We start from the raw sequence: 22,177 nt of genomic DNA, 5'->3' as shown, positions 1-22,177 counted from the left end.
GCGTATCAGTCTTCTCATGAGCGAAATCGTCATCCTCGGCGGCGGCCTCGTCGGCCTCGCCTTCGCCGCCGCGCTCGACGAAGCGGGGCTCGGCTGCACCGTCATCGACCCCGCCGACCCCCAGACGCGGCTGACGGGCGCCTATGACGGGCGCGCCAGTGCGCTGTCGTCCTCTTCCAAGCGCATGTTCGATACGGTCGGCATCAGCGCGCATTTCCCGCAGCCCGGTAGTCCCATCGCACGCATCGAGGTGGCCGACGGGCTCGAGCCTGGCGGCCTCACCTTCGACCCAGAGGATGCGGACGAGCCCTTGGGGTGGATGCACGAGAACCGGCACCTGCGTTCCGCGCTCCTCGAACGGGCGAAGGCGGGCAAGCACATCGACCTTCGCTACGGGCGCAAAGCGACGAAGGTCGAGCGCGAGGAATCGGGCGTGCGCCTGACGCTCGACGATGGCGAGACGCTGGAGGCGCGGCTGCTGGTCGCCGCCGATGGCCGGAGTTCGCCGATGCGCGAGGCGGCGGGCATCCGCACCGCGCAATGGCGCTACGACCATGCCGCGATCGTCTCGATACTGGCCCATGAACGGCCGCACGAGGATGTCGCCTACGAGATCTTCTATCCCGCCGGCCCCTTCGCGCTGCTGCCGATGCTCGACGACGGCGATACGCATCGCTCCGCGATCGTCTGGTCGGTGAAGGCCAAGGACCGCGCCGGGATGCTCGCGCTGTCGGACGAAGATTTCGCCGCCGAGGCGCAGGCCGCGATGGGCGGTTTTCTGGGCAAGATCGAGATGCTCGCGCCGCGTTCTTCCTATCCGCTGGGCTTCCACCATACGGTGCGGATCACCGACACGCGGCTCGCGCTGATCGGCGATGCGGCGCACGGCATCCATCCGATCGCGGGGCAGGGCGTCAATCTGGGCTATCGCGACGCGGCCGCGCTCGCGCAGGTGCTGGTCCAGGGGCGGCGCAAGGGGTTGGACGTCGGAGATGCGCAATTGCTGGATCGCTATTCGCAGTGGCGCAGCCTCGACACGCTGATGGTGGCGATGGCGACCGACAGCCTGACGCGGCTCTACGGCCTGCCCGGACGGCCGGCGTCGGCGGTACGGCGGTTCGGCATGGCGGTGATCGACCGGCTGGGGCCGGTGAAGCAGCGTCTCATGGACGAAGCGCGCGGCACGTCGGGCGATCTGCCGCTCCTGCTGCGTGGACTGCCGATCTAGGCCTTACTGCAACGTCTGGTCGGCCTCGGGTCCACCGGGCGCGATTCGCTGGAACTGCATCAACTGGACGAGGAGGTCGGCGCGCGGGGCGAGGTCGCGCTCTTCGAGCAGCGCCTGTTTCGATGAAATGTCGAAAGGCGCGATCTGCGCGATGGCGTTGACGAGCGTTTCGTCGTCGACCCGCGACACCGCATCCCAGTCGACCTCGAGATCAAGCGCCGCGCCGAACTTGCGCGCTTCTTCCTCGACCGACTGGCGACGGGCGGGCCCCAGCGGATCGGGAAAGGCGCCATCGTCGAAATCGGCAAGATCGACGTCGGCTTGGCGATAATGCGTGTCGACCTGCGCCTCGCGGATCATGCGGAATCGGTCGACGCCTTCCAACACGATATTGAAGCGCCCGTCGTCCAATTCCTCGAGCGACACGATCTCGCCGATGCAGCCGACCTTGTGGAGCGCGCTCTCGTCCTGCGAACGGAGCGGCTGGATCATCGCGATCTGGCCCTCGCCCGCGACGGCGTCGCGCACCATGTCGCGATAGCGCGCCTCGAAGATGTGCAGCGGCAATTGCGCGCGGGGAAAGAGGATCGCGCCGGGAAGCGGGAAAATGGGAACGCGGACGGGCCGTGCGCCCATCATGTGAAGAGTACCGCCGATAGTCGCCGTCGCTGGGTGCGCGACCAGTCGTCTTCCAGCCCCGCCGCCTCGATCAATTCGAGAAAGGTCGTGCGCGCCTTGCCGTCATCCCATTCGCGATCCGCTCCGATGATGTGCAGGAGTTGGTCCGCGGCCGCGTCGCGCTCCCCCGCCGCCATCGCAGCCTCGGCAAGCTTGTAACGGGCGTCATGGTCGTCGGGATTGGCTTCGAGGCGCGCGACATAAGGCGAGGTGTCCACCGCTTCAGTGCCCATGCCGGCCATCTTCACCTGGGCACTGGCCTGTGCGATCGCGGGATCGGCGGCGAGCTTCTCGTCGATGCCATCGAGGAGAGCCTGCGCTTCTTCCTGCTTTCCGGTGAGCAGCAAGGCGCGAGCCAACCCACTGATAACCTTGGGATTTTCGGGATCCATCTCGCGCAGCTGCGTGAACAGGATCTGCGCCCGCTCGCCATCGCCGCTCTCGAGCACCTGCTCGCCCATCTCGATCAGCGGCCCGACTTCCTGCTCGGTCTGCTGAGCCTCTCCGTCGAGCGGCAGCTGGCGGACGAGCTGGTCGAGCGCCTGCGAAAGCTGACCCGGCGTGCGGTAGGGCGTGAGGTCGGCGGCGGGCTGGCCCTGGAAGATCGCATAGACCGTTGGCACCGACTGGATGCGGAACTGCGCTGCGATGAACTTTTCCTCGTCCACATCGAGCTTCTCGAGGATCACGCCCTTGTCGGCATAGTCCGCCGCGACCTGTTCGAGGATCGGCGAGAGCTGCTTGCAGGGCCCGCACCAGCTGGCGGTGAACTGCAGGATGACGAGCTTGGTCATCGAAGGCTGGATGATCCGCTGCTCGAACGATTCGAGCGCCTTGCGGTCGTCTTCGGTCATGCTGAGGCTGGCCATGCGCGTCCTGTTTCTCGTTGATCGGTCGATGGGGTTCGATCCGATATATGGGGGCCGCCACGCGCGCTCGCAACCGGGGCGGGAAAAGGGGTTGCAGTCCGGGGCGGCCACGGCTATCTGCCCCTCCACCCGGTCGGGATGCGCTGCCAAGCGCGTGAGTCCCGACCCGCCAGTGAGCGGGCGTAGCTCAGGGGTAGAGCATCACCTTGCCAAGGTGAGGGTCGGGCGTTCGAATCGCCTCGCCCGCTCCATTTTTCCCGCAGTCGGTTCGTGCCATACGGCCCCGCCGGACATCGCCGACGCGCGCCTCACTCCGTCAGGCGCTCGACGCTTTCCAGCAGCACATCGTCGAGCGTATCACCGTGGAGAACGCTGACATCGCCCGTCGATTCGAGCACGGCGGCCTGCACCTTCTTCAGATCGAGCACGTTCGCCTCGCGCAGCTTTGCGATCATGTCGTCGCGCGAGACGCGCGTGCGGTCGAGCGCTTCGTCGATGAAGGCGCCGTTGCGCATGAGCAGGACGGGCGCATTGCCGATCGCATCCTCGAAGGCGTCGCTCGACTTGCGTATGCGCGAGATGAGGAACTGGACGATGAAGAGGCTGGCGATCGCGACCAGCGCCTGACCGAAGCCTTCCCATCCGGTCGCCTGCGCCGCGCCGGCGAGCAACGAGCCCACCGCAACGGTCATCACGAAGTCGAAACTGGTCATCTTGGAGAAGCTGCGCAGACCGAGCACGCGGACGCACAAGGTCACGTAGACGAGCGCGATGCCCGCGAGGAGAAGACCGCGCAGCACGGTGTCGATGACGGTATCGGGATGGAACATGGCGCTTCAATGTTCCACGAACGCCGAAAGCTCCCGAGCCTCAGCGCCGCGTCGCCGCCTTCAGCGACGAGACGAGATCGCGCACGGCAGCAGCCTTGTCGCTCGCCTCTTGCGCGGCCGCGACGATGGCGCTGCCCGAAATGACCCCGGCCGCGCCCGCGGCCAGCCCGGTGCGGACGTGGTCGGGCGTCGAAATCCCGAATCCGAGGACGGGCGGCGGGGCGCCATGGGCGCGGAGCGCGGCGAACAGGTCGCCATGATCGAGGCTCATGTCCGATTGCTGGCCGGTCACGCCCGCGCGCGCCACGCAATAGGTGTAGCCCGAGCCGAGGGCCGAAATCCGTTCGATCGCGACGGGGCTCGCGTTGGGAGCCGCGATCAGGACCGGATCGATCCCCGCCTCGCGGCACGCCTGAACGTAGGGCGGGGCTTCGAGCGAGGGAACGTCCGCGACCAGCAGGCTGTCCGCTCCGGCCTCTGCCGCAGCCCGCGCGAACGCATCGCGCCCTCTGGCCGCGACGAGATTGGCGTAGGTGAGGATCCCGATGGGGACATCGGGCGCGGCTGCGCGCACGCGGGCAATGAGGTCGAAGCCGTCGCCTGGGCGCACGCCCGCGGCCAGCGCGCGCTGGCTGGCGGCCTGGATGACGGGTCCGTCGGCAACGGGGTCGGAGAAAGGAATGCCCACTTCGAGCATGTCCGCCCCGCCTTCAACGCAGGCCATCAGCAGCGCGTAGCTCGTCTCGATGTCCGGATCGCCCAGCGTCAGAAAGGCCCCGAACGCGCCCTCGTCGTTCCGCTCGCACCGCGCGAACATCGCACCGTAGCGCTGCGTGCTCACGATAACAGCTCCCGGGCCTGGCCCAGATCCTTGTCTCCGCGCCCCGACAGGTTGACGAGGATGACGCGCTCCTCGCCAGCTCGCTGCGCCGCCTCGACCTGTTTGAAGGCGTGGGCGAGCGCGTGCGCGGTCTCGAGGGCGGGGATGATGCCTTCGGTGCGCGAGAGGCGTTGGAACGCAGCGAGCGCCTCGGCATCGGTCGCGCCGACATAGCGCGCGCGGCCGGTCGCCATCAGAAAAGCATGCTCGGGGCCGACGGCGGGATAATCGAGCCCCGCCGAAACCGACCAGCTCTCGCCGACCTGCCCGTCCTCGTCCTGCATCAGATAGGTTTCCGCGCCGTGGAGAATGCCGCGGCGGCCCTTCTGGAGCGTGGCGCCATGTTCGCCGCTGTCCATGCCCTTGCCCGCCGCCTCGACGCCGATGAGCGCGACGACCGCATCTTCGACGAAATCGTGGAAGATACCGATCGCGTTGGAGCCGCCGCCGACGCAGGCGATGACCTCGTCCGGCAATCGCCCTTCGACCTCGAGCAATTGGTCGCGCGCCTCGCGGCCGATCACACGCTGGAAGTCGCGCACCATCTGCGGGAAGGGGTGCGGCCCCGCGACCGTGCCCAGCAGGTAATGGGTGTCGGCGAAGCTGGCGGTCCAGTCGCGCAGGGCTTCGTTGACCGCGTCCTTCAAGGTCCGGCTTCCGATTTCGACGGGAATGACCTTCGCCCCCATCAATTCCATGCGGAAGACATTGGGCTTCTGCCGCTCTGCGTCGAGCGCACCCATGTAGATCTTGGTTTCCATCCCGAACAAAGCGCCCGCGATGGCGGTGGCGACGCCGTGCTGGCCGGCCCCCGTCTCCGCGATCAGCTTGGTCTTGCCCATCCGCTTGGCGAGCAGCGCCTGCGCGATGACCTGGTTGGTCTTGTGCGCGCCGCCGTGCAGCAGGTCCTCGCGCTTCAAGTAAAGCCGGACCTTGTCGTCGCCGATATTGCGACAGCGCGTCAGGCTAGTGGGGCGCCCCGCATAGGTGCGCAGCAGGTGATCGAGTTCCGCGAGGAACGCCTCGTCCTCGATGGCGTCGAGATAGGCGGCTTCCAGTTGTTCGATCGCGGGGACGAGGATTTCGGGGACATAGGACCCGCCAAATTCGCCGAAACGGCCTGGTTGTTTCATGGATTAGCTCCGGCGGCTGGGGTGGCGAAGGGTGGCGAAGAGGGCGGCGACCTTGTCGGGGTCCTTGGTGCCGGGCTCGGCCTCGACCCCCGAGCACAGGTCGAGGCCATAGGCGCCGATGCGGGCGGCGTCGCCCACATTGTCGGGCGTGATGCCGCCGGCGAGGAGGGCGGTGGCGAGATCGTCGCGCTTTTTCAGCAGCGACCAGTCGAAGGGTTCGCCCGTGCCGCCCGACCGTCCCGCGCGGCTGGTGTCGAACACCATCCGGTCGGCGGCAGGATTTGAGGGGCCGATCGCACCGCCCTCGACCGGCGCGAGGGCCCAGATCTCGGTACCCGGCTTGAGGCTCTGACGGAGGCCTTCGATGCGCTGGGCATCGCTCGCCTCGTGCAACTGGACGACGTCGAGCCGCAGCGTGCGGGCGGTGTCGGCGATGGTTGCATCCTCGACATCGCGGAAGACGCCGACCGCGCGCATGCCGAACTCGCGCGCCATCATGACCAGCGTCCGCGCCCGCTCGACGCCCAGATAGCGCGGCGTACCCGGAGCGAAGATGAAGCCGACATGGGTCGCGCCCGCCCGCGCGGCGAGCGCGACATCGGCGACGCGGGTCATACCGCAAAGCTTGGTGACGCCATGCACCAGTTCGCGTGCGGAAAAGGCGATATCGTCCGCGGCCATCAGGTGCGAACCGACCAGGAAGCCTTCGACCTTCGGCGCGAGCCGCGCGGCGTCGGCGTGACCCGCGATGCCGCTCTCGCTGATGAGCGTCACGTGATCGGGGACGTGCGGCGCCAAGCGCTCGGTGACGGCGAGATCGGTCTTCAGCGTCTTGAGATCGCGATTGTTGATGCCGATCAGCGCGGCGTCGAGTGACAAAGCGCGCTCCAGTTCGGCCTCGTCGTGCACTTCCACCAGCACGTCCATCGCGAAGGTGCGCGCGCGCTCGATGACCGCTTTCGCCTCGGTATCGTCGAGGACCGACAGCATGGCCAGGACGGCATCGGCGCCGATCGAGCGGGCTTCGTCCACCTGCACGGGGTCGACGATGAAATCCTTGGCGAGGATCGGGCCGCCATAGTCGCGGCGAAGATCGGCGAGCAGTTCGGGCGAACCGCCGAAATCGGGGCCGTCGGTCAGGATGCTCAAGGCATCGGCGATCGGCCGGTAGGCGGTCAGCGCCTGCGACGGCGAGTGGCGGGCGACATGGCCCGAGGGGCTTTTCGGCTTCACTTCCATGATGAAGCGTGCGCCGGGCCGGCGGAGCGCGCCGATCAGGCTGCGACGCGTCGGCTGGGCGCGCGGCGGCTTCGCAAGCCGCGCGGCGACCTCGCCACGCTTGCGCTCGACGATGCGGGCGAGAACGTCAGCCATTGCTTGCCTCCACATAGGCGGCAAGCGTCTTGGCCGCACTGCCGTCGTCGATCGCTTTGCCCGCCGCAGCCACGCCGTCGCGCAGGCTGTCGGCGCGGCCCGCCGTGTGGAGCAGTGCGCCTGCATTGAGCGCCACCATATCGCGTTCGGCACGATTGCCCTCGCCATCGAAGATGGCGCGAAGACGCTTCGCATTCTCCTCCGCATCGCCGCCGACGAGCGCCTTGAGCGGTGCGGGTTCGACGCCCGCGTCCTCGGGCGCGATCGTCACTTCCTCGAGCGTGTCGTCGACGACCCGGATCGCGCGGCTGTCCCCGTGCAGCGCCAGTTCGTCGAGCCCGGCGCCGTGAACGACCAACGCGCGCCGCACGCCGGTCGCCTGCAACGTCTTCGCGATGCGCCGCAGCAACGTGGGGTCGGCAACCCCGAGGAGCTGAACGGGCGGGCGCGCGGGATTCACGCATGGACCCAAGAGGTTCATCACCGTACGGACGCCCAGTTGCCGCCGCACGGGCCCCGCATGGCGCATGCCGGGATGGTAGGCCGGCGCATAGAGAAAGCAGAAGCCCGTCGCATCCATCAGCGCGCGCGCTTCGGCGGCGGGCATGTCGATCCGCGCGCCCAGCGCTTCCAGCACGTCCGCCGAGCCGCATTTGGAGCTGACCGACCGGTTGCCGTGCTTGGCGACGGGCAGTCCGCAAGCGGCGGCGACGAAGGCTGCGGCGGTAGAGATGTTGATGATCCCCGAGGAATCCCCTCCCGTTCCGCAGCAGTCGGCAAACAGCGTATCCGGCGAAGGGAAATTCTCGGCCGCTTCCGCCAGCGCGCGCGCCGCGCCGATCATCTCCTCGGGCGTTTCGCCCTTCATGCGCAGCGCTACCAGAACGCTGGCGATTTCGGCTTCGGACAGCCGCCCGAGCACCAGGCGCTCGAACAGGTGCTGCGCATCCTCGCTCGGCAGGTCCTCGCCGGACAGGAGCTTGGGTAGCGGATTGGGAACGGGGCCGTGGTCGGCGGGCAGGGTCTGGATCATGGGTTCACGATGTCCTGTCAGGCGGCGCGGCGGTGGCGGGCGGACGCGGCGTCCGCCCACGTAAGAAGATTGGCGATCAGTATGTCGCCGCGCGGAGTGAGAATGGATTCGGGATGGAATTGCAACCCGAGCTGAAGCCCGTGGTCGTCGCGCACCGCCATCGCGAAGTTTTCATGTGTCGAATCGACGGTGAAATTGTGTGGGACGCTGTCGGTCGGCGTGGCGAGCGAATGGTAGCGGCCGATGGCGAGGGGGCTGGGCAGTCCGGCGAAGATGCCGTCACCCGGATGGTCGAGCCGCGTCACCTTGGCATGGTGCGGCTCGGGCGCGCGGACGACCGTACCGCCTGCCGCTTCGACGATCGCCTGGTGCCCGAGGCAGATGCCGATGAGCGGCACGCGCCTGCGCGCTGCGGCGCAAATGGCGAGGCAGGACCCCGCATCGGTCGGTGCGCCCGGGCCGGGTGACAGCAGGATCGCGCCATCGCCCGCGCGCTCGATGGCGGCCTCGGCGGCGATGCTGTTGCGCACGACGCTCACCTGCGCCCCTGCGACGGCGAAGGCATCGACGAGGTTGAAGGTGAAGCTGTCGCGATTGTCGATGACGAGGAGCGTCATGCCGCGGCACCCAAGGCTTCGAGGACGGCGCTGGCCTTGGCGCGGGTTTCGGCGGCTTCGGCGGCAGGGTCGCTGTCGGCCACCACCCCCGCACCCGCGCGCACTTCGGCCTCCCCGTCGCGAACGAGGGCAGAGCGAATCACGACCGCACTGTCGAAGGCGCCGCGAACCGTCAGGACGCCGATCGCGCCGCCATAGGGGCCGCGGGCGCTGGTCTCATGGGCGCGGATCAGTTCGATGGCACGCAGTTTGGGGGCGCCCGAGAGGGTGCCGACGTTGAGGCAGGCGCGGAGGGCGTGGATGGCATCGAGATGGGGCGCAAGTTCCCCTTCCACCGTCGACACGAGATGCATGACCCGCGCGAACCGCTCGACGCGCATCAGGCTGGTGACGCGGCGCGTCCCGGGCGTCGAGACGCGCGCGACGTCATTGCGGGCGAGATCGACGAGCATGAGATGCTCGGCGGTTTCCTTGGTGTCGAGCCGGAGGTCGGCTTCGAGGCGGTCGTCGGCGTCGTGGGTCGCGCCGCGCGGGCGCGTGCCCGCGATGGGGCTGACCGAGACGACGCGGCGGTCGCGGCCAGGGCGAACTTCGACGGCCGTTTCGGGTGAGGCGCCGAACAGGGTGCCGTGCGGCGTCTCGGCGAAGAAGGTGTAGGCACTAGGGTCGAGCGCGCAGAGGCGGCGGAAGGCGGCAAGCGCGTCGTCGCACGGCAGCGAGAAACTGCGGCTGGGCACGACCTGGAAGATGTCGCCCGCCGCGATATTCTCCTGCAGGGCGCGGACGGTGGCGGCGAACGCCTCGTCCGACGCATCGCTGGTCGCGATGGCGGGTTCGGCGGCGGCGATGTCGGGCGCGCGCGCCTGTTCGATCCGGTTGGCGAGCCGAGCCAGCCGTTCCGCTGCGAGATGCGCGAGACGGTGCGCCCGAGCCTCGTCGTCCGACCCGGCGGCCAGCGCGATCAGCCGTGCCGCTCCGCCGGGTTCGACGACGACCATCGTCTCCGCCAATGTTGCGAGCAGGTCGGGAAAGGCTCCTTCGGCGCGTGCGGGGAGGTCTTCGGCCATGTCGACATGATCGAAGCCGACGAGCGTGAACAGCGCGCCGGCATAGGGATCATCGTCTTCGGCCGCGCCCAGCGCCGCGAGCGCGCGCAGCAGGTCGAGCGGCGAGGGTGTGCGCATTCGTTCCTCATCGTCGTCGCTGTCGGGGAGCCGGAAGGAATAGGCGAGGCGATCTCCCGTTCGCGTGCCGTTCGGCAGATTTGCGTCGCGGGACAGCCGCTCTATAAGGGCCTCGCCATTCTCGCTCGTCGCGCGCACCGCCGCGTCATTTTCCCGCGCTTCCAATGTCAACGCCGCGTCGACAAGGATGAGAGCCGTGCCGCCGGTGCGACGGAAAAAATGGCGCGCCGCCCCTTCGCCGTGCAGCGCGGCGAAGAGGGTGACGGGATCGTGCGCACCGGCGAGGCGGCGGACGAGGATATGGGGATCCGTCCTCACAGCTCGCGGCCCAGGGCGCCCAGCAGCGCCGACAATTGCGCGCCCAGCGCCTCCATCTGTTCGGGGTAGAGCGACTGCGGGCCGTCCGACAACGCGCTCGCGGGGTCATGGTGCACCTCGACCATCACCCCGTCGGCACCCGCCGCCGCCGCCGCCAGCGCCATTGGCGTCACGAGGCTGCGCTTGCCGGTCCCGTGGCTGGGGTCGACGATCACGGGGAGGTGCGTCTTTTCCTTCAGGAGCGGGATGGCGGCGAGATCGAGGGTGTTGCGCGTCGCCGTCTCGAAGGTGCGGATGCCGCGCTCGCACAGGATCACGTCCTCGTTGCCGCCGGCGAGGATATATTCCGCCGCCATGAGCAGATCGTCGATCTTGGCGGCCATGCCGCGTTTGAGCATGACGGGCTTGTTCGCCTTGCCGACGGCCTTGAGCAATTCGAAATTCTGCATGTTGCGGGTGCCGATCTGGATGGCATCGGCATGTTCGCACAGGATGTCGAGATCGGCCGTATCGACCAGTTCGGTGACGATCGGCATATCCAGTTCGGCGCCGATCTTCGCGAGGAGTTCGAGCCCCTCGGGGCCCTTGCCCTGGAAGCTGTAGGGCGAAGTGCGCGGCTTGTACGCCCCGCCGCGCAGGACACGGGCGCCGGCATTCCTGGCCGCGGTGGCGCTTTTGCGCAACTGCTCCTCGCTCTCGACAGCGCAGGGGCCACCGATAAGGGCGAAGCGCCCGCCCCCGATCGTGACGTCACCGATCGCAACGCGGCTGTCATGCGGATGGAGGTCGCGCGCGGCGAGCTTGTAAGGGGCAAGGATCGGCTTGACGCTCTCGACCGAGGGCTCGGCCTCGAGATTGAGTTCGGCGAGGATGCGCTCATCGCCCAGCGCGCCCAGCACGACGCGCTCGGCACCGGGCATGTGAAGCGGCTTCAAGCCTTTTTCCTCGATCCGTCCCAAGAGGCGGTCGATCGTTTCCTGTTGGGCGTCGGGTTTCATTACGATGATCATGTCGGTCGGGTCTCTTGTCGTTCTTGAAAGCAGAAGGAAGAGAGCGGACCGTCAGATCTGGTCATGAAAAAGCCCGCTCGATGGCGGGCTGAAGGTTCACATCATGCGTGAAGCAGCGCCGCCGTCAGGACGTGCGCCACCACCAACGATTGCCGTCGGCGAGAATCGGAAGGGATGCAGTGCGAACCATGGCCTATAGCAGAACGTCCTTTTCCCTACCCGTCAAGCGGCTTCTTTCGCCGGATAGCCGATGAACCTCCGCGATGCTCGTGGCGAGAATGAACCCTGTAGAGCGACGGGGGTTGCAAAGCCGGACGGATCGACTACATGCCGGTTTCAACGTTTTAGCACGCTGTAACAAAATGAGTGAAGATGGCGGAAATGGTGGACATGATTGCGCGGGAATCGCGCGCGGAAGCCATAGCGCGCCTCGCGGTCGCCTTGGCGAAGCTGGATGATGCGGGAGACGTCGCGGCGCTGCTCGACGATCTCGCCACGCCCGCCGAACTGACCGCGATGGCCGAGCGATGGCACGTCGCGCGGCTCCTGGCGGAAGGATCGCTGACCTATCGGCAGATCCATGACGTCACGGGCGTGTCCACCACCACCATCACCCGCGTCGCGCGCTTCCTGAAAGGCGGCGATGCGGGCGGCTACCGATTGACGCTGGAGAAACTTGGAATGACGGAGCGCAGCCGATGACCACGACCATAAAGCGCCTGCGGATGGCGGTGCAGAAATCGGGGCGGCTCGCCGAAGCCTCCAATGCGCTGCTGAAATCGGCGGGGATCAAGGTGCGCTCGTCCAAGGGACAGCTGACCGCGCGCGCGATGAATTTCCCGCTCGACCTCATGCTGGTGCGTGACGACGACATTCCGACGCTCGTCGGCGACGGGGTCTGCGATCTCGGTATCGTCGGACTGAACGTGCTCGAGGAATATCGCCTCGATCCGTCGAACGAGGACGTCGATGTGCTCGCACGGCTGGGCTTCGGTGGCTGCTCGCTCAAGATCGCGGTGCCGGTCGAGGAGCAATTCGAGATCGCCGACCTCGAAGGCAAGCGGATCGCCACCAGCTATCCCTTGCTGGCGCGCAAGTTCTGCGACGATCAGGGGATCGATGCCGAGGTCGTGACGATGCATGGCGCGGTCGAACTCGCGCCCCGCCTCGGGATCGCCGACTACGTCTGCGACCTCGTCTCGACGGGGCAGACGCTGGAGGCCAACGGTCTTCGCCCCGTCCACACTATCCTCGAATCGGAATCGGTACTGGTCCGTACCCGCGCCGATATGGGCATCGAAAAGGCCGAACGTGCCGACGCGTTGACGACGCGGATCGATGGCGTCATCGCGACCCATGACAGCAAATATGTCGTCCTCAACGCGCCCGAGAGCGCGCTGGAGGCGATCACGCAGATCCTTCCCGGCGCTGAAGCCCCGACGGTAATGCCGCTTCTCGGTCGCGAGGGCCAAGTGGCAGTGCAGGCAGTCTGTCAGGAATCGGTGTTCTGGGAGACACTGGAAGCGCTGAAACAGGCCGGCGCGCACGACATTCTGGTGATGCCGATCGAAAAGATGATGCTCTGATGGACGGGGTGTTCGACTGGAAAGCGGCCGATGACGACGGCCGTCGTGCCGCACTGGCCCGACCGGCCATGCGCGAGGACGAACGGCTGCGCGACGCGGTCGCCGAGACGGTCTCGAGCGTCCGCGCGGGCGGCTGGGATGCGCTGTGCGAAATCGCGCTCCGGATCGACGGGCGGCGGCCCGAGCGGGTCGCGGTCTCCGACGCGGCCCGCGATGCGCGCGCGACGCTGCCCGCCGAGGCGGTGAGCGCGATGGAGCTTGCCCGCGATCACATCATCACCTTCCACGAAGCCAGCCGCCCCGCCGACGTGAAAGTCGAGACCGCGCCGGGTCTGACGGTCGAGAAGCGCTGGACGCCGCTCGGCAGCGCGGGCCTCTATGTCCCCGGCGGCAAGGCGCCTCTATTCTCGACGCTGATGATGCTCGCCATTCCCGCGCGGGTCGCCGGGGTCGAGCGGTTGACGGTCGTCACGCCCCCGCGCCTCGATGGCGAATTGGATCCGGCCATCGCGCTTGCTGCCGATTTGTGCGGGATTGAGGCGATCTGGACAGTGGGAGGCGCGCAGGCGATCGCCGCGCTCGCCTTCGGTGCGGGCGACATCGAGCCGGTCGCGCGCATCTGCGGTCCCGGCAACGCCTGGGTCGCCGCCGCCAAGTCGCTGGTGTCGAGCCTTCCGGGCGGTCCGGGGATCGATCTTCCCGCGGGGCCGAGCGAACTGATGGTCATCGCCGACGATGCTGCCGATCCCGCACGTGTCGCCGCCGACCTGCTCAGCCAGGCGGAGCATGACCTCGACGCTCAGGCATTGCTGGTGTCGCCCTCGAGTGACGTCATCGAGGCGGTCCTTGTCGAAGTGGCCTCACAGAAGAAGGCGATGGGTGGCGATTTCGCCGACGTGCGCGCGATCCGGTGCAGCGATCTCGAGGAAGCTGCCGCGATCGCCAATCGCTACGCGCCCGAGCATCTTTCGCTTGCCGTCGAGGGCGCGGCCTCGCTGACCAGCCGAATCACTGATGCCGGCGCCGTCTTCGTCGGCGGCGCGATGGCCGAGACGTTCGGCGACTATCTGGCGGGGTCGAGCCATGTCCTGCCCACCGACGGTGCGGCGCGCTACACGGGCGGCGTCACGGTCCACAGCTTCATGAAAGCCGTCAGCTTCCAGACGATCAGCGATGATGCGGCCGAGCGCCTCGCGCCTGCCGCCGCCGCACTCGCGCGCCTCGAAGGGCTGGAAGCGCACGCCCGCGCGGCCGATGCAAGGCTAACGCGCGCCAAGGAGGCCGCAGAATGAGCGCCGCCGATCTCGTCGCCCGCCTTTTGAGGCCCGATCTCAAGGACTTGCCTCCGGTCGACCTCGCAGGCGCGCCGGTGCCCGGAACCGCGCGGCTCGACGCCAACGAGAATCCGTTCGAACCGCTCGCGGGCGGCAAGGCCATCAATCGGTACCCCGAGCCGCAGCCCGCGGCGCTGAGGCGGCGGATGGCGGACCTCTACGGCGTCGGGTCCGACCAGCTGTGGGTGAGCCGCGGCAGCGACGATGCGATCGATCTTCTGTCGCGCGCCTTCCTGCGACCCGGCGAGGACCGGATCGTCGTCGTCGAACCGACCTTTTCGGCCTATGCGCAATTCGCGCGGATCCAGGGCGCAAACGTCGATGCGGCGAGGCTAGTCGAGAACTTCGCGTTCGACAAGGACGCCGTGCTGAACGTCTGCCGCGACGGCATCGCACCCAAGCTGCTCTACCTTTGCACGCCCAACAATCCGACCGGGACGCCTGTCGATCCGCAGCACGTTCGGGACCTCGCCGCGGCACTGCCCGAGACGTTGGTCGTGGCGGACGAGGCTTATGGCGAGTTTTCGGATATGCCGAGCCTTGCGGGCGAGGTCGGCGCCATTTCCAACCTCGTCGTGCTGCGCACGCTCTCCAAGGCGTACGGGCTGGCGGGCGCGCGGATCGGTTGCGCGATCGCGGACCCGGCGATCATCGACTGGCTGGCGCGCGTCTCGCCGCCCTATCCGCTGCCCGGCCCATCGATCGAGGCGGCGCTCGGCGCGCTGGCGCCCGAGCGGATGCCGCTTCACCGCGCGCGGGTCGAGCGGTTGCTGGCCGACCGTGCCATGCTGGCCGAAAAGCTTCGTGGAGTGGACGAAATCGAGGCGCTTTACGAGGGGGGTAATTATCTGTTCCTCGTCGTCACGGATCCCGAAGATCTGGCGAAGCGCCTTGCCGCAGCGGCGGTCAAGGTTCGGTTCCGCCCGAGAGCCGCGCCCGGTGGCGTGCGCGTCACGGTCGGGACCGACAGCGAGAATGCGGCACTGCTGGCGGTCTTCGGCGTCGACGACGTCCCCGCCACCGCCCGCCGTGCCGCCATTACGCGCGACACGAAAGAAACGCGTATCGCGGTCGAGGTCGATCTGGATACGGAAACGCCGTCGCGGCACATCGACACGGGGATCGGTTTCTTCGACCATATGCTCGACCAGGTCGCCAGCCACGGCGGGTTCGGCCTCCAGCTCGCCTGCACGGGCGACACGCACATCGACCTGCATCACACGATCGAGGATGTCGCGCTCGCGCTGGGCGCGGCGCTCGACAAGGCGCTCGGCGACCGGGCGGGGATCGGCCGCTTCGGCTTCGCGCTGCCGATGGACGAGACGAGCGCCGAAGTGCTCGTCGACCTGTCGGGGCGACCTTATGCCAAGTTCGATGGCAGCTTCGAGGCGGCGCATCTGGGCGATTATCCGACCGAAATGACGCCCCACGTCTTCCGCAGCTTTGCCGACAGCATGCGCGCGGCGATCCACGTGCGGGTCGAGGGCGAGAACGACCATCACAAGACCGAAGGCGCCTTCAAGGCGTTCGGCCGGGCGTTGCGGCAGGGGCTCGCGACGGGCGGTGGCGGGGGCATTCCCTCGACGAAAGGCAGCCTGTGACCGCGCTCGCGCTGATCGATCTCGGCTACGGCAACGTGGAGTCGGTGCGGCTCGGCTTCGCGCGGCTGGGTGCCGAGGCGGAGCGCACGTCGGACCCTTCTGTCATCTCGGCGGCGGACAAGGTGATCCTTCCGGGGGTCGGCCATGCGGGCTATGCGATGGATCGGCTTGTGGAGGCCGGACTGGATGACGTCATCCGGAACCGTGTTGGCCTTACGCTTGGGATCTGCGTCGGGATGCAGCTCTTGTTCGAAAGCTCCGAGGAAGCCGATCGACCCCTTTTGGGCCTGCTACCCGGCCGCGTCCGCGCGTTGGAGGCGGCCCCCGGCCAGCCCGTCCCGCACATGGGCTGGACGCAGCTCGAAGACTGCAAGCCCGCGCTCGGGGTCGCGGACGGCGACCATGTCTATTTCGCGCACAGCTATGCCTGTCCGTCGAGCGCAGCGGATGCCGCCTGCGCCTCCTACGGGCGGCAGTTTCCCGCCGTCGTGCGCGAGGCGAATTTCTGGGGGGTGCAGTTCCACCCCGAACGCTCGTCCACGCCGGGCGCACACTTCCTGAAGGCCTTTCTGACCGCATGAAACTCATCCCCGCGCTCGACCTCATGGACAACAAGCCGGTACGGCTTTCGCAGGGCGATTTCGACCGGCGCACCGATTATGGTGCGACGCCGGCGGAAGCGCTCGTGAGATTCCGCGAGGCAGGGGCAGAGATGGCGCATGTCGTCGATCTCGACGGCACGCGGGACAAACTGCCACGCCAGCACGATTTCATCGCCACGCTGACGGACGCGATCCCGCTCCAGGTGGCGGGCGGCGTGCGCGGCGGCGCGCATGTGAAGCAATTGCTCGATGGCGGCGCGAAGCGCGTGGTCATCGGCAGCCTCGCGGTCAACGAGCCCGACCAGTTCGCGGCTGTCCTCGAGACTTATGGCCCCGACGCGATCACGCTGGCGCTCGACGTTAATCTGAAAGACGGCATTCCGATGGTCGCGCGGCACGGCTGGGCGGAGGACAGCGGTCAGTCGCTCACGCAAGTGCTGAGCCGTTTCCCGACGATCCGCCACCTGCTCGTCACCGACATCGCCAAGGACGGTATGATGGAAGGGCCGAACGTCGCTCTCTATCGCGAGCTTGCGCGCAGCTGCCCGGACAAGGAGGTGCAGGCCTCGGGCGGCGTCGCGCGGCTCGAGGACCTCGACGCGCTCCGCGACGCGGGTGCGGCGGCGGCAATCGTCGGCAAGGCGATCTGGGAAGGCGCGTTCACCGTCGCCGAAGGAGTGGCCCGTGCCCGCGGCTAGAATCATCCCCTGTCTCGACGTGGCCGACGGCAAGGTCGTCAAGGGCGTCCAGTTTCGCGACCATCGCGTGATCGGCGACATCGTCGAGAATGCCGAGCGCTACGCCGCCGAGGGCGCGGACGAGCTCGTCTTCTATGACATCACCGCGAGCGCCGACGGGCGCAGCGTCGATGTCGACTGGGTGCACAAGGTCACTGCCGTCATCGATATCCCCTTCAGCGTGGCGGGCGGCATCACGAGCGTCGAAACGGCGGCGGCGGTGCTGGGTGCGGGAGCCGACAAGGTCAGCGTCAATTCACCCGCGCTGCGCGATCCTGAACTGATCGGACGTCTCGCCGAGGCGTTCGGGCGGCAATGCGTCGTGCTCGGCATCGACAGCTTCACCGATGAAGACGGTGTGCTGCGCGTCAAGGCGCTCACCGGTCGACCGGACAAGATGCAGGACGCGCAGTGCGAGACGGTTGCCTGGGCGCGCGAAGCAGTGGCGCTCGGTGCAGGAGAGATCGTGCTCAACGCGATGAACCGCGACGGGGTGCGCAAGGGCTACGACCTCGAGCAGCTGGGAGCGCTGTGCGCCGCCGTCGATGTGCCCGTGATCGCCTCGGGCGGCGCGGGGGCGGTGGAGCATTTCCGCGAGGCCTTTGAGGTCGGTTGTTCGGGCGCGCTGGCAGCGAGCGTCTTCCACGACCGGCGGATCGCCATTCAGGACCTGAAGGACTATCTGGCGGGCGAAGGCCTGGAGGTGCGGCGATGAGCATGGATATAGAGACCCTGGCGTGGGACAAGATGGACGGGCTGCTCCCCGCGATCGTGCAGGAAGCCGACGGTGGACGGGTGCGGATGCTCGGCTACATGAACCGCGCCGCGCTCGAGACGACGCTGGAGACGGGTGACGTCACCTTCTTCTCGCGCTCCAAACAGCGTTTGTGGGTGAAGGGCGAGACGACCGGCAACACGCTCAAGGTCGTTTCGGTCCATGGCGATTGCGACGATGACGCCATCCTCATCCTCGCCGAACCGCAAGGACCGACCTGCCACAGGGGCGATGACAGCTGTTTCGCCATCGAGACTGCACCGCATTTTCTAGCGCAGCTCGAAGCGGTCATCGCCGAACGCGGTTCGGCCGATCCGGAGGATAGCTACACCGCGAGGCTGATGAACAAGGGCATCAAGCGGATCGCGCAGAAGGTCGGTGAAGAGGGCGTCGAGACGGCGCTGGCGGCGACGGTCGGCGATCGCGAAGAGCTGACCAACGAGGCCGCAGACCTGCTTTACCACCTGCTGGTGCTGCTCCGCGCGAGCGATCTCACGCTCGCCCACGTCACGGACGAGTTGAAGCGCCGCCACGGCTGACCTACGGCGCGACGATGGAACGGTTCGACGTCATCGTCATGGGGGCAGGCGCCGCGGGGCTGATGGCGGCGTTCGTCGCGGGGCAGCGCGGGCGGCGCGTGCTGCTGATCGACCATAATGATGCGCCGGGCGCCAAGATTCTCATCTCGGGCGGCGGGCGTTGCAACTTCACCAACGTGCATACCGATCCGCGCAATTATCTCAGCCAGAACCCGCATTTCGCCAAGTCGGCGCTGCGCCGCTACACGCCGTCGGATTTCATGGCGCTGGTAAATCGTCACGGGATCGACTGGCACGAGAAGACGCTGGGCCAGCTCTTCTGCGACGGTTCGGCCAAGCAGATCGTCGGGATGCTGATGGAGGAATGTCGCGCGGGGGGCGTGACCTTCGCGTTCGGCGAACAGGCATTGATCGAGCGCGAGGGTGAAGCCTTCGTCGCGCGGTTCGGCACACGGCGGGCGGGCGCGCCCAGCCTCGTGCTCGCGACGGGCGGTCTGTCGATTCCCAAACTGGGCGCCAGCAGCTTTGCCTATGATCTCGCGCGCGCGTGGGGTTTGAAGATCGTCGAGCCCCGCCCCGCTCTCGTGCCGTTGACGCTGTCGGGCGAGGAAGCGCTGTTTCGTGAATTGTCGGGCGTCGCGGCCCCCGTCGAGATGCGCGCAGAGCAGGGACCGGTCTTTGCCGAAGCCGCGCTTTTCACGCATCGCGGCCTGTCGGGACCGGCGGTGCTTCAGGCGTCGAGCTATTGGCGAAACGGGCAGGCGGTGTTCGTCGATTTCTTCCCCGGCATGGCGGAAGGATGGCTCCGCGATGCCAAGCGATCGGCGCCCAACCGGCAGGTCGGACACGTCTTCGGCGAAGCGCTTCCCGAGCGACTCGCCAAACGGCTGGAGGAACGCCTCAGACTATGGGGACCGCTGCAGCAGCACGGCGATGCGGCGCTGCGCGAAGCCGAGGAGCAGTTGGCGGGTTGGCGCTTCGTGCCCTCGGGAAGCGAAGGGTTCGCCAAGGCCGAGGTCACCGTCGGCGGCATCTCGACCGACGAATTGTCGTCGAAGACGATGGAAGCGAAGCGGGTGCCGGGCCTGTTCTGCATCGGCGAGGCGGTCGATGTGACCGGCTGGCTCGGCGGCTATAATTTCCAGTGGGCTTGGGCGTCGGGCATGGCGGCCGGCCAGGTGGCCTAAGACAAAGTGTCGACGGCCTCTCGGTAGAGCGCCTCGCTCGCCGCGGCGATGACGTCACCGCCCGACAGATCCTCACCCCCCGACCAGTTCCCGATATGCCCGCCCGCGCCGCGCACGACCGCGACGAGCGCATCGTAATCGTGGCGCTTGAGTCCGGCGTCGAAGGCCAGATCGAGCTCGCCGCTCGCGACCTTGGCAAAGGCCATCGCATCGAGGCTGTAGCGAATGAGGCGCGCCGCCTCGCGAAGCCGCTCGAAGCGCGGTTTGTGCGAAGGGTCGAACAGATAGGGATCGACCGTCGAGATCTTGGCATCGGCAAGCGTTTCGCACCCGCTGGTTTGCACAGGGGTTCCGTTGAGCGCCGTCCTGCCATCCACCGCGATCGTCAGCGCGTCCAAGTCGGGAAGGTCGATCATTCCCGCGACATGCACGCCCTCCTCGATCACGCCGACGAGCACTGCCCAGCTCGGCAACCCGCAGATGAAGGCGCGGGTGCCGTCGATCGGGTCGAGGCTCCAGACGCGGCCCGCGCCCTCGCGCGTCCAGCCATATTCCTCGCCCCAGATGGCATCGTCGGGGAAATGCGCCTCGATCTGCGTCCGCAGCACCCGCTCGGCGGCGCGGTCGGCCTCGGTAACGGGATCGAACCCGGCGGCTTCCTTATTGTCGGGGGTGATGTCCGCGACGCCCGCGATGGTGCGGCGCGCTGCGGTGCTCAACGCCTGGAAGAACGCGGGCTCGACAGTCACCGGCCCCTGGCCTCGCGGTACCATTTGGTGATGATATATTTGGTGCCCTTGCGCACCTTCATCCCCTGGTGGAGCGTGAAGTCGTTGGGCTGGCCGTCGGGCTTGAGGTTGTTCCAGATCAGCAATTTGCCCGTCTCGGGCTGGATCGTCTTGTTCAGCGTCTTGAAGCGCGTCGCCCCTCCGGCCTCGGGCTCGTTCAGGAACAGCATGGCGGTATAGGTTCGCTGGCCCTTGTCGGCGGTGTGGCGATAATAATCGGCGGTGCCGGGATTGAAGGTGTCGGTGTGGGGCTTGAACTCCTGGCCCACGGCATAGCGCTGGCCCTGGATCTCCTCGCCGAACCGATCGTCGATTCCCACGAGGTCGGACAGGCGCGCATTCACGCGGCCTACGAGAGCATTGCTCTCGTCGAGATCGCAGGTTTCGCTCGTCCGGTAGGCGTCGTCCTTGCCGTCATGATCGGCGATTTCGCTCGGACGTCGCTTCTCGTCGATCAGGGCGCAGATTTCGGCGCATTCCTCGCCGGAGAGGAACTCGCGGACGATGAAAATCTCTGCCTTCGGCGTGGGGACCTTCTGGACGCCATCGGTGCTGGCGAGCCGCTGTGCAGTCGTGCCGTCAGACGATGTTCCCTTGGCGCTCATGATGTTCGATCACCATCCGTGTTACATCGCGCATCAATTCCTGCGCATCGCCATTCGTAGCATTGGGACAGGTCATGAAGGCAAGCGCATATCGCGATCCGTCGGGCGCGGTCAGGATGCCGACATCGTTCAATCCGCCGACGCGGCCCTGGAAATTCTGTCCGGTGCCGGTCTTGTGCGCCCATTCCCAACCCGGCCGCAGTCCGCCCTTGACGCGCAGGCGCCCGGTGCTCGTGAGGCCCATGGTGGTGAGGAACTTGGCGGTCGAGGCGGGCGAGAGAAGCTCGCCGCGCTCGAGGCGCGACAAGGCACGGGCGATCGCCATCGGCGCCGCGCCGTCGTACGGATCCTCGATATAGCGGTCCATCGCCGCCTTGCGTGCGGTGGCGGGCAGCGCCGAACGGGCGCGGTTGAAGCCGTTGTTGTAGGCATAGCTCTGGTTCCAGCTCAGCCCCGCGATCTGCGCCTGCATCTTGCGCTCGCCCTCGCCGAAACGGATCGATCCCAACGACTTGTCGCGGATCATCGCCCGCACGGCGTCGGGGCCGCCGACCGTCCAGAGGACCTTGTCGTTCGCATGATTGTCCGACTTCGTCAGCGCGTCGTACATCAGCGTGTCGAGGCTGCGCGTGTAGCCGCCCGCCATGATCTTGGACGCGGTTGCGCCCGACCAGAGCGTGACGTCATCGCGCGAGAAGTTGACCCGCTGCGTAAGCGAGAGCTTGCCGCGATCGACCTGGTCGAGCAGCGTCATCTGCACCCACAACTTGCTGACGGACTGTTGCGGGAAGAGGCGTTCGGTCTGCCAGCCCGCTTCCCAACCCTCGTCGATCGACTTGACCGCGAGTCCGCTCGCCCCGTTGAACCCACGGACGCGCTCGAGGATCTTCTCGTTGAGCGCGGCGACGTGGGCCGGCTGTGCACTGCGGATCTCGGGGAGGGTGATCTGGAAGCTGTTGACGTCCTGTCGCGGTGCGATCCCGCGATCGTTGTCGGCAGCCGTCGGGTCGAGCGCCACGGTGCGCGGCGCCTGCTGCACGTCGCCCCGCTCGTCGCCGACCAGCTGTGCACTGGCCACCGAAGACAAGATGAACGCGCTTCCAAGCGCCAATTTACCGAGCGTCGTCGTCATAACAGACTTTTCCCCTAACCCCTTAATTTGCTTTGGACTTTACCTAGCAAAGCCTTGCTTAACGCGCCCTGTATTCGAGCGGAATCACTCTGTGCCGCGACTGGTCGCAATATCGGCACGGCTCATCACAGTTGAAG

At 67.3% G+C, this 22,177-nt stretch carries 23 protein-coding genes and 1 tRNA gene; 11 read left to right on the top strand and 13 right to left on the bottom strand.

Going from position 1 to position 22,177, the window contains the following annotated elements:
- The first annotated feature begins 16 nt into the window (after window positions 1-16).
- Window positions 17-1,228 carry a UbiH/UbiF/VisC/COQ6 family ubiquinone biosynthesis hydroxylase gene (locus WJS89_RS07685; protein ID WP_346340359.1) on the top strand — a complete coding sequence of 404 codons (1,212 nt, stop codon included), beginning with the start codon at window positions 17-19 and terminating at the stop codon, window positions 1,226-1,228.
- A 3-nt stretch (window positions 1,229-1,231) separates the two neighbouring features.
- Here the strand turns inward: WJS89_RS07685 and WJS89_RS07680 are convergent, their stop codons facing one another.
- Together WJS89_RS07680 and WJS89_RS07675 are read right to left on the bottom strand one after the other, a co-directional pair.
- Entirely contained in the window at window positions 1,232-1,867 is a 636-nt protein-coding gene (locus WJS89_RS07680; RefSeq protein WP_346340358.1) for an LON peptidase substrate-binding domain-containing protein, read from the bottom strand.
- Complete coding sequence (locus tag WJS89_RS07675) at window positions 1,864-2,775, bottom strand: tetratricopeptide repeat protein (RefSeq protein WP_346340357.1); 912 nt, start codon at window positions 2,773-2,775, stop codon at window positions 1,864-1,866. Before WJS89_RS07675 ends, WJS89_RS07680 begins: the two co-directional genes overlap by 4 nt.
- Window positions 2,776-2,951: 176 nt before the next feature.
- On the opposite strand from WJS89_RS07675, the gene WJS89_RS07670 reads away from it, so the two are divergent.
- A tRNA-Gly gene (locus WJS89_RS07670) sits at window positions 2,952-3,026 on the top strand.
- Window positions 3,027-3,083: 57 nt separating this feature from the next.
- Here WJS89_RS07670 and WJS89_RS07665 read toward each other — a convergent pair.
- The 8 genes from WJS89_RS07665 to aroF are packed head-to-tail and all read right to left on the bottom strand — an operon-like array spanning window position 3,084 to window position 11,154.
- Window positions 3,084-3,605, bottom strand: coding sequence for a DUF421 domain-containing protein (locus WJS89_RS07665; RefSeq protein WP_346340356.1), 522 nt, complete (start codon window positions 3,603-3,605; stop codon window positions 3,084-3,086).
- A 40-nt stretch (window positions 3,606-3,645) separates the two neighbouring features.
- On the bottom strand, window positions 3,646-4,446 hold the full coding sequence (trpA, locus tag WJS89_RS07660) for a tryptophan synthase subunit alpha (protein ID WP_346340355.1): 801 nt from the start codon (window positions 4,444-4,446) through the stop codon (window positions 3,646-3,648).
- Window positions 4,443-5,618 carry a tryptophan synthase subunit beta gene (gene trpB, locus WJS89_RS07655; RefSeq protein ID WP_346340354.1) on the bottom strand — a complete coding sequence of 392 codons (1,176 nt, stop codon included), beginning with the start codon at window positions 5,616-5,618 and terminating at the stop codon, window positions 4,443-4,445. The genes trpA and trpB overlap by 4 nt, the downstream gene beginning before the upstream one ends.
- Window positions 5,619-5,621: 3 nt before the next feature.
- Complete coding sequence (gene trpCF / locus WJS89_RS07650; RefSeq protein WP_346340353.1) at window positions 5,622-6,992, bottom strand: bifunctional indole-3-glycerol-phosphate synthase TrpC/phosphoribosylanthranilate isomerase TrpF; 1,371 nt, start codon at window positions 6,990-6,992, stop codon at window positions 5,622-5,624.
- Window positions 6,985-8,025 (bottom strand): anthranilate phosphoribosyltransferase, encoded by a 1,041-nt coding sequence (trpD, locus tag WJS89_RS07645; RefSeq protein WP_346340352.1) that lies wholly within the window; start codon window positions 8,023-8,025, stop codon window positions 6,985-6,987. The genes trpCF and trpD overlap by 8 nt, the downstream gene beginning before the upstream one ends.
- Window positions 8,026-8,042: 17 nt before the next feature.
- On the bottom strand, window positions 8,043-8,642 hold the full coding sequence (locus WJS89_RS07640; RefSeq protein ID WP_346340351.1) for an anthranilate synthase component II: 600 nt from the start codon (window positions 8,640-8,642) through the stop codon (window positions 8,043-8,045).
- A complete protein-coding gene (locus WJS89_RS07635; protein WP_346340350.1) occupies window positions 8,639-10,144 on the bottom strand; it encodes a chorismate-binding protein in 1,506 nt (501 codons plus the stop codon). Before WJS89_RS07635 ends, WJS89_RS07640 begins: the two co-directional genes overlap by 4 nt.
- Complete coding sequence (gene aroF / locus WJS89_RS07630) at window positions 10,141-11,154, bottom strand: 3-deoxy-7-phosphoheptulonate synthase (protein ID WP_346340349.1); 1,014 nt, start codon at window positions 11,152-11,154, stop codon at window positions 10,141-10,143. Before aroF ends, WJS89_RS07635 begins: the two co-directional genes overlap by 4 nt.
- A 372-nt stretch (window positions 11,155-11,526) precedes the next feature.
- Between aroF and WJS89_RS07625 the strand changes: the two genes are divergently transcribed.
- Genes WJS89_RS07625 through WJS89_RS07585 form a run of 9 tightly spaced genes read left to right on the top strand, consistent with a single transcriptional unit; the run spans window position 11,527 to window position 19,515 of the window.
- Window positions 11,527-11,856 (top strand): YerC/YecD family TrpR-related protein, encoded by a 330-nt coding sequence (locus WJS89_RS07625; protein ID WP_346341187.1) that lies wholly within the window; start codon window positions 11,527-11,529, stop codon window positions 11,854-11,856.
- Entirely contained in the window at window positions 11,853-12,740 is an 888-nt protein-coding gene (gene hisG / locus WJS89_RS07620) for an ATP phosphoribosyltransferase (protein ID WP_346340348.1), read from the top strand. Before WJS89_RS07625 ends, hisG begins: the two co-directional genes overlap by 4 nt.
- A complete protein-coding gene (gene hisD / locus WJS89_RS07615) occupies window positions 12,740-14,032 on the top strand; it encodes a histidinol dehydrogenase (RefSeq protein ID WP_346340347.1) in 1,293 nt (430 codons plus the stop codon). The genes hisG and hisD overlap by 1 nt, the downstream gene beginning before the upstream one ends.
- Window positions 14,029-15,675 (top strand): histidinol-phosphate transaminase, encoded by a 1,647-nt coding sequence (gene hisC / locus WJS89_RS07610; protein ID WP_346340346.1) that lies wholly within the window; start codon window positions 14,029-14,031, stop codon window positions 15,673-15,675. Before hisD ends, hisC begins: the two co-directional genes overlap by 4 nt.
- Entirely contained in the window at window positions 15,672-16,256 is a 585-nt protein-coding gene (gene hisH / locus WJS89_RS07605) for an imidazole glycerol phosphate synthase subunit HisH (protein ID WP_346340345.1), read from the top strand. The genes hisC and hisH overlap by 4 nt, the downstream gene beginning before the upstream one ends.
- A complete protein-coding gene (locus WJS89_RS07600; RefSeq protein ID WP_346340344.1) occupies window positions 16,253-16,975 on the top strand; it encodes a 1-(5-phosphoribosyl)-5-[(5-phosphoribosylamino)methylideneamino]imidazole-4-carboxamide isomerase in 723 nt (240 codons plus the stop codon). The genes hisH and WJS89_RS07600 overlap by 4 nt, the downstream gene beginning before the upstream one ends.
- Window positions 16,962-17,729, top strand: a complete 768-nt coding sequence (gene hisF, locus WJS89_RS07595) for an imidazole glycerol phosphate synthase subunit HisF (RefSeq protein WP_346340343.1) — start codon at window positions 16,962-16,964, stop codon at window positions 17,727-17,729. The genes WJS89_RS07600 and hisF overlap by 14 nt, the downstream gene beginning before the upstream one ends.
- Entirely contained in the window at window positions 17,726-18,328 is a 603-nt protein-coding gene (gene hisIE / locus WJS89_RS07590; protein ID WP_346340342.1) for a bifunctional phosphoribosyl-AMP cyclohydrolase/phosphoribosyl-ATP diphosphatase HisIE, read from the top strand. Before hisF ends, hisIE begins: the two co-directional genes overlap by 4 nt.
- Window positions 18,329-18,342: 14 nt before the next feature.
- Window positions 18,343-19,515, top strand: coding sequence for a BaiN/RdsA family NAD(P)/FAD-dependent oxidoreductase (locus tag WJS89_RS07585; RefSeq protein ID WP_346340341.1), 1,173 nt, complete (start codon window positions 18,343-18,345; stop codon window positions 19,513-19,515).
- Here WJS89_RS07585 and WJS89_RS07580 read toward each other — a convergent pair.
- From WJS89_RS07580 to WJS89_RS07570, 3 genes are read right to left on the bottom strand one after another with little or no spacing between them, the layout of a single operon-like run.
- Window positions 19,512-20,288 carry an inositol monophosphatase family protein gene (locus WJS89_RS07580; RefSeq protein ID WP_346340340.1) on the bottom strand — a complete coding sequence of 259 codons (777 nt, stop codon included), beginning with the start codon at window positions 20,286-20,288 and terminating at the stop codon, window positions 19,512-19,514. The genes WJS89_RS07585 and WJS89_RS07580 overlap by 4 nt on opposite strands.
- Entirely contained in the window at window positions 20,261-20,908 is a 648-nt protein-coding gene (locus WJS89_RS07575; protein WP_346340339.1) for a prolyl hydroxylase family protein, read from the bottom strand. The genes WJS89_RS07580 and WJS89_RS07575 overlap by 28 nt, the downstream gene beginning before the upstream one ends.
- Entirely contained in the window at window positions 20,883-22,040 is a 1,158-nt protein-coding gene (locus WJS89_RS07570) for a serine hydrolase (protein ID WP_346340338.1), read from the bottom strand. Before WJS89_RS07570 ends, WJS89_RS07575 begins: the two co-directional genes overlap by 26 nt.
- Between the last annotated feature and the right edge of the window lie 137 nt (window positions 22,041-22,177).

The sequence above is a fragment of the Sphingomicrobium aquimarinum genome, assembly GCF_039655735.1.
Classification (GTDB): Bacteria; Pseudomonadota; Alphaproteobacteria; order Sphingomonadales; family Sphingomonadaceae; genus Sphingomicrobium; species Sphingomicrobium aquimarinum.
The sequence above is the reverse complement of the archived record's forward strand: the minus strand, read 5'-3'. Positions and strand labels throughout refer to the sequence as shown.

Bases quoted from the DNA above. Each gene is read 5' to 3' on its own strand.
- WJS89_RS07685 (WP_346340359.1), top strand. From the start codon at position 17: ATGAGCGAAATCGTCATCCTCGGCGGCGGCCTCGTCGGCCTCGCCTTC.
- WJS89_RS07680 (WP_346340358.1), bottom strand. From the start codon at position 1,867: ATGATGGGCGCACGGCCCGTCCGCGTTCCCATTTTCCCGCTTCCCGGC.
- WJS89_RS07675 (WP_346340357.1), bottom strand. From the start codon at position 2,775: ATGGCCAGCCTCAGCATGACCGAAGACGACCGCAAGGCGCTCGAATCG.
- WJS89_RS07665 (WP_346340356.1), bottom strand. From the start codon at position 3,605: ATGTTCCATCCCGATACCGTCATCGACACCGTGCTGCGCGGTCTTCTC.
- trpB (WP_346340354.1), bottom strand. From the start codon at position 5,618: ATGAAACAACCAGGCCGTTTCGGCGAATTTGGCGGGTCCTATGTCCCC.
- trpCF (WP_346340353.1), bottom strand. From the start codon at position 6,992: ATGGCTGACGTTCTCGCCCGCATCGTCGAGCGCAAGCGTGGCGAGGTC.
- trpD (WP_346340352.1), bottom strand. From the start codon at position 8,025: ATGATCCAGACCCTGCCCGCCGACCACGGCCCCGTTCCCAATCCGCTA.
- WJS89_RS07640 (WP_346340351.1), bottom strand. From the start codon at position 8,642: ATGACGCTCCTCGTCATCGACAATCGCGACAGCTTCACCTTCAACCTC.
- aroF (WP_346340349.1), bottom strand. From the start codon at position 11,154: ATGATCATCGTAATGAAACCCGACGCCCAACAGGAAACGATCGACCGC.
- WJS89_RS07625 (WP_346341187.1), top strand. From the start codon at position 11,527: ATGGCGGAAATGGTGGACATGATTGCGCGGGAATCGCGCGCGGAAGCC.
- hisG (WP_346340348.1), top strand. From the start codon at position 11,853: ATGACCACGACCATAAAGCGCCTGCGGATGGCGGTGCAGAAATCGGGG.
- hisD (WP_346340347.1), top strand. From the start codon at position 12,740: ATGGACGGGGTGTTCGACTGGAAAGCGGCCGATGACGACGGCCGTCGT.
- hisC (WP_346340346.1), top strand. From the start codon at position 14,029: ATGAGCGCCGCCGATCTCGTCGCCCGCCTTTTGAGGCCCGATCTCAAG.
- WJS89_RS07600 (WP_346340344.1), top strand. From the start codon at position 16,253: ATGAAACTCATCCCCGCGCTCGACCTCATGGACAACAAGCCGGTACGG.
- hisIE (WP_346340342.1), top strand. From the start codon at position 17,726: ATGAGCATGGATATAGAGACCCTGGCGTGGGACAAGATGGACGGGCTG.
- WJS89_RS07585 (WP_346340341.1), top strand. From the start codon at position 18,343: ATGGAACGGTTCGACGTCATCGTCATGGGGGCAGGCGCCGCGGGGCTG.
- WJS89_RS07580 (WP_346340340.1), bottom strand. From the start codon at position 20,288: ATGGTACCGCGAGGCCAGGGGCCGGTGACTGTCGAGCCCGCGTTCTTC.
- WJS89_RS07575 (WP_346340339.1), bottom strand. From the start codon at position 20,908: ATGAGCGCCAAGGGAACATCGTCTGACGGCACGACTGCACAGCGGCTC.
- WJS89_RS07570 (WP_346340338.1), bottom strand. From the start codon at position 22,040: ATGACGACGACGCTCGGTAAATTGGCGCTTGGAAGCGCGTTCATCTTG.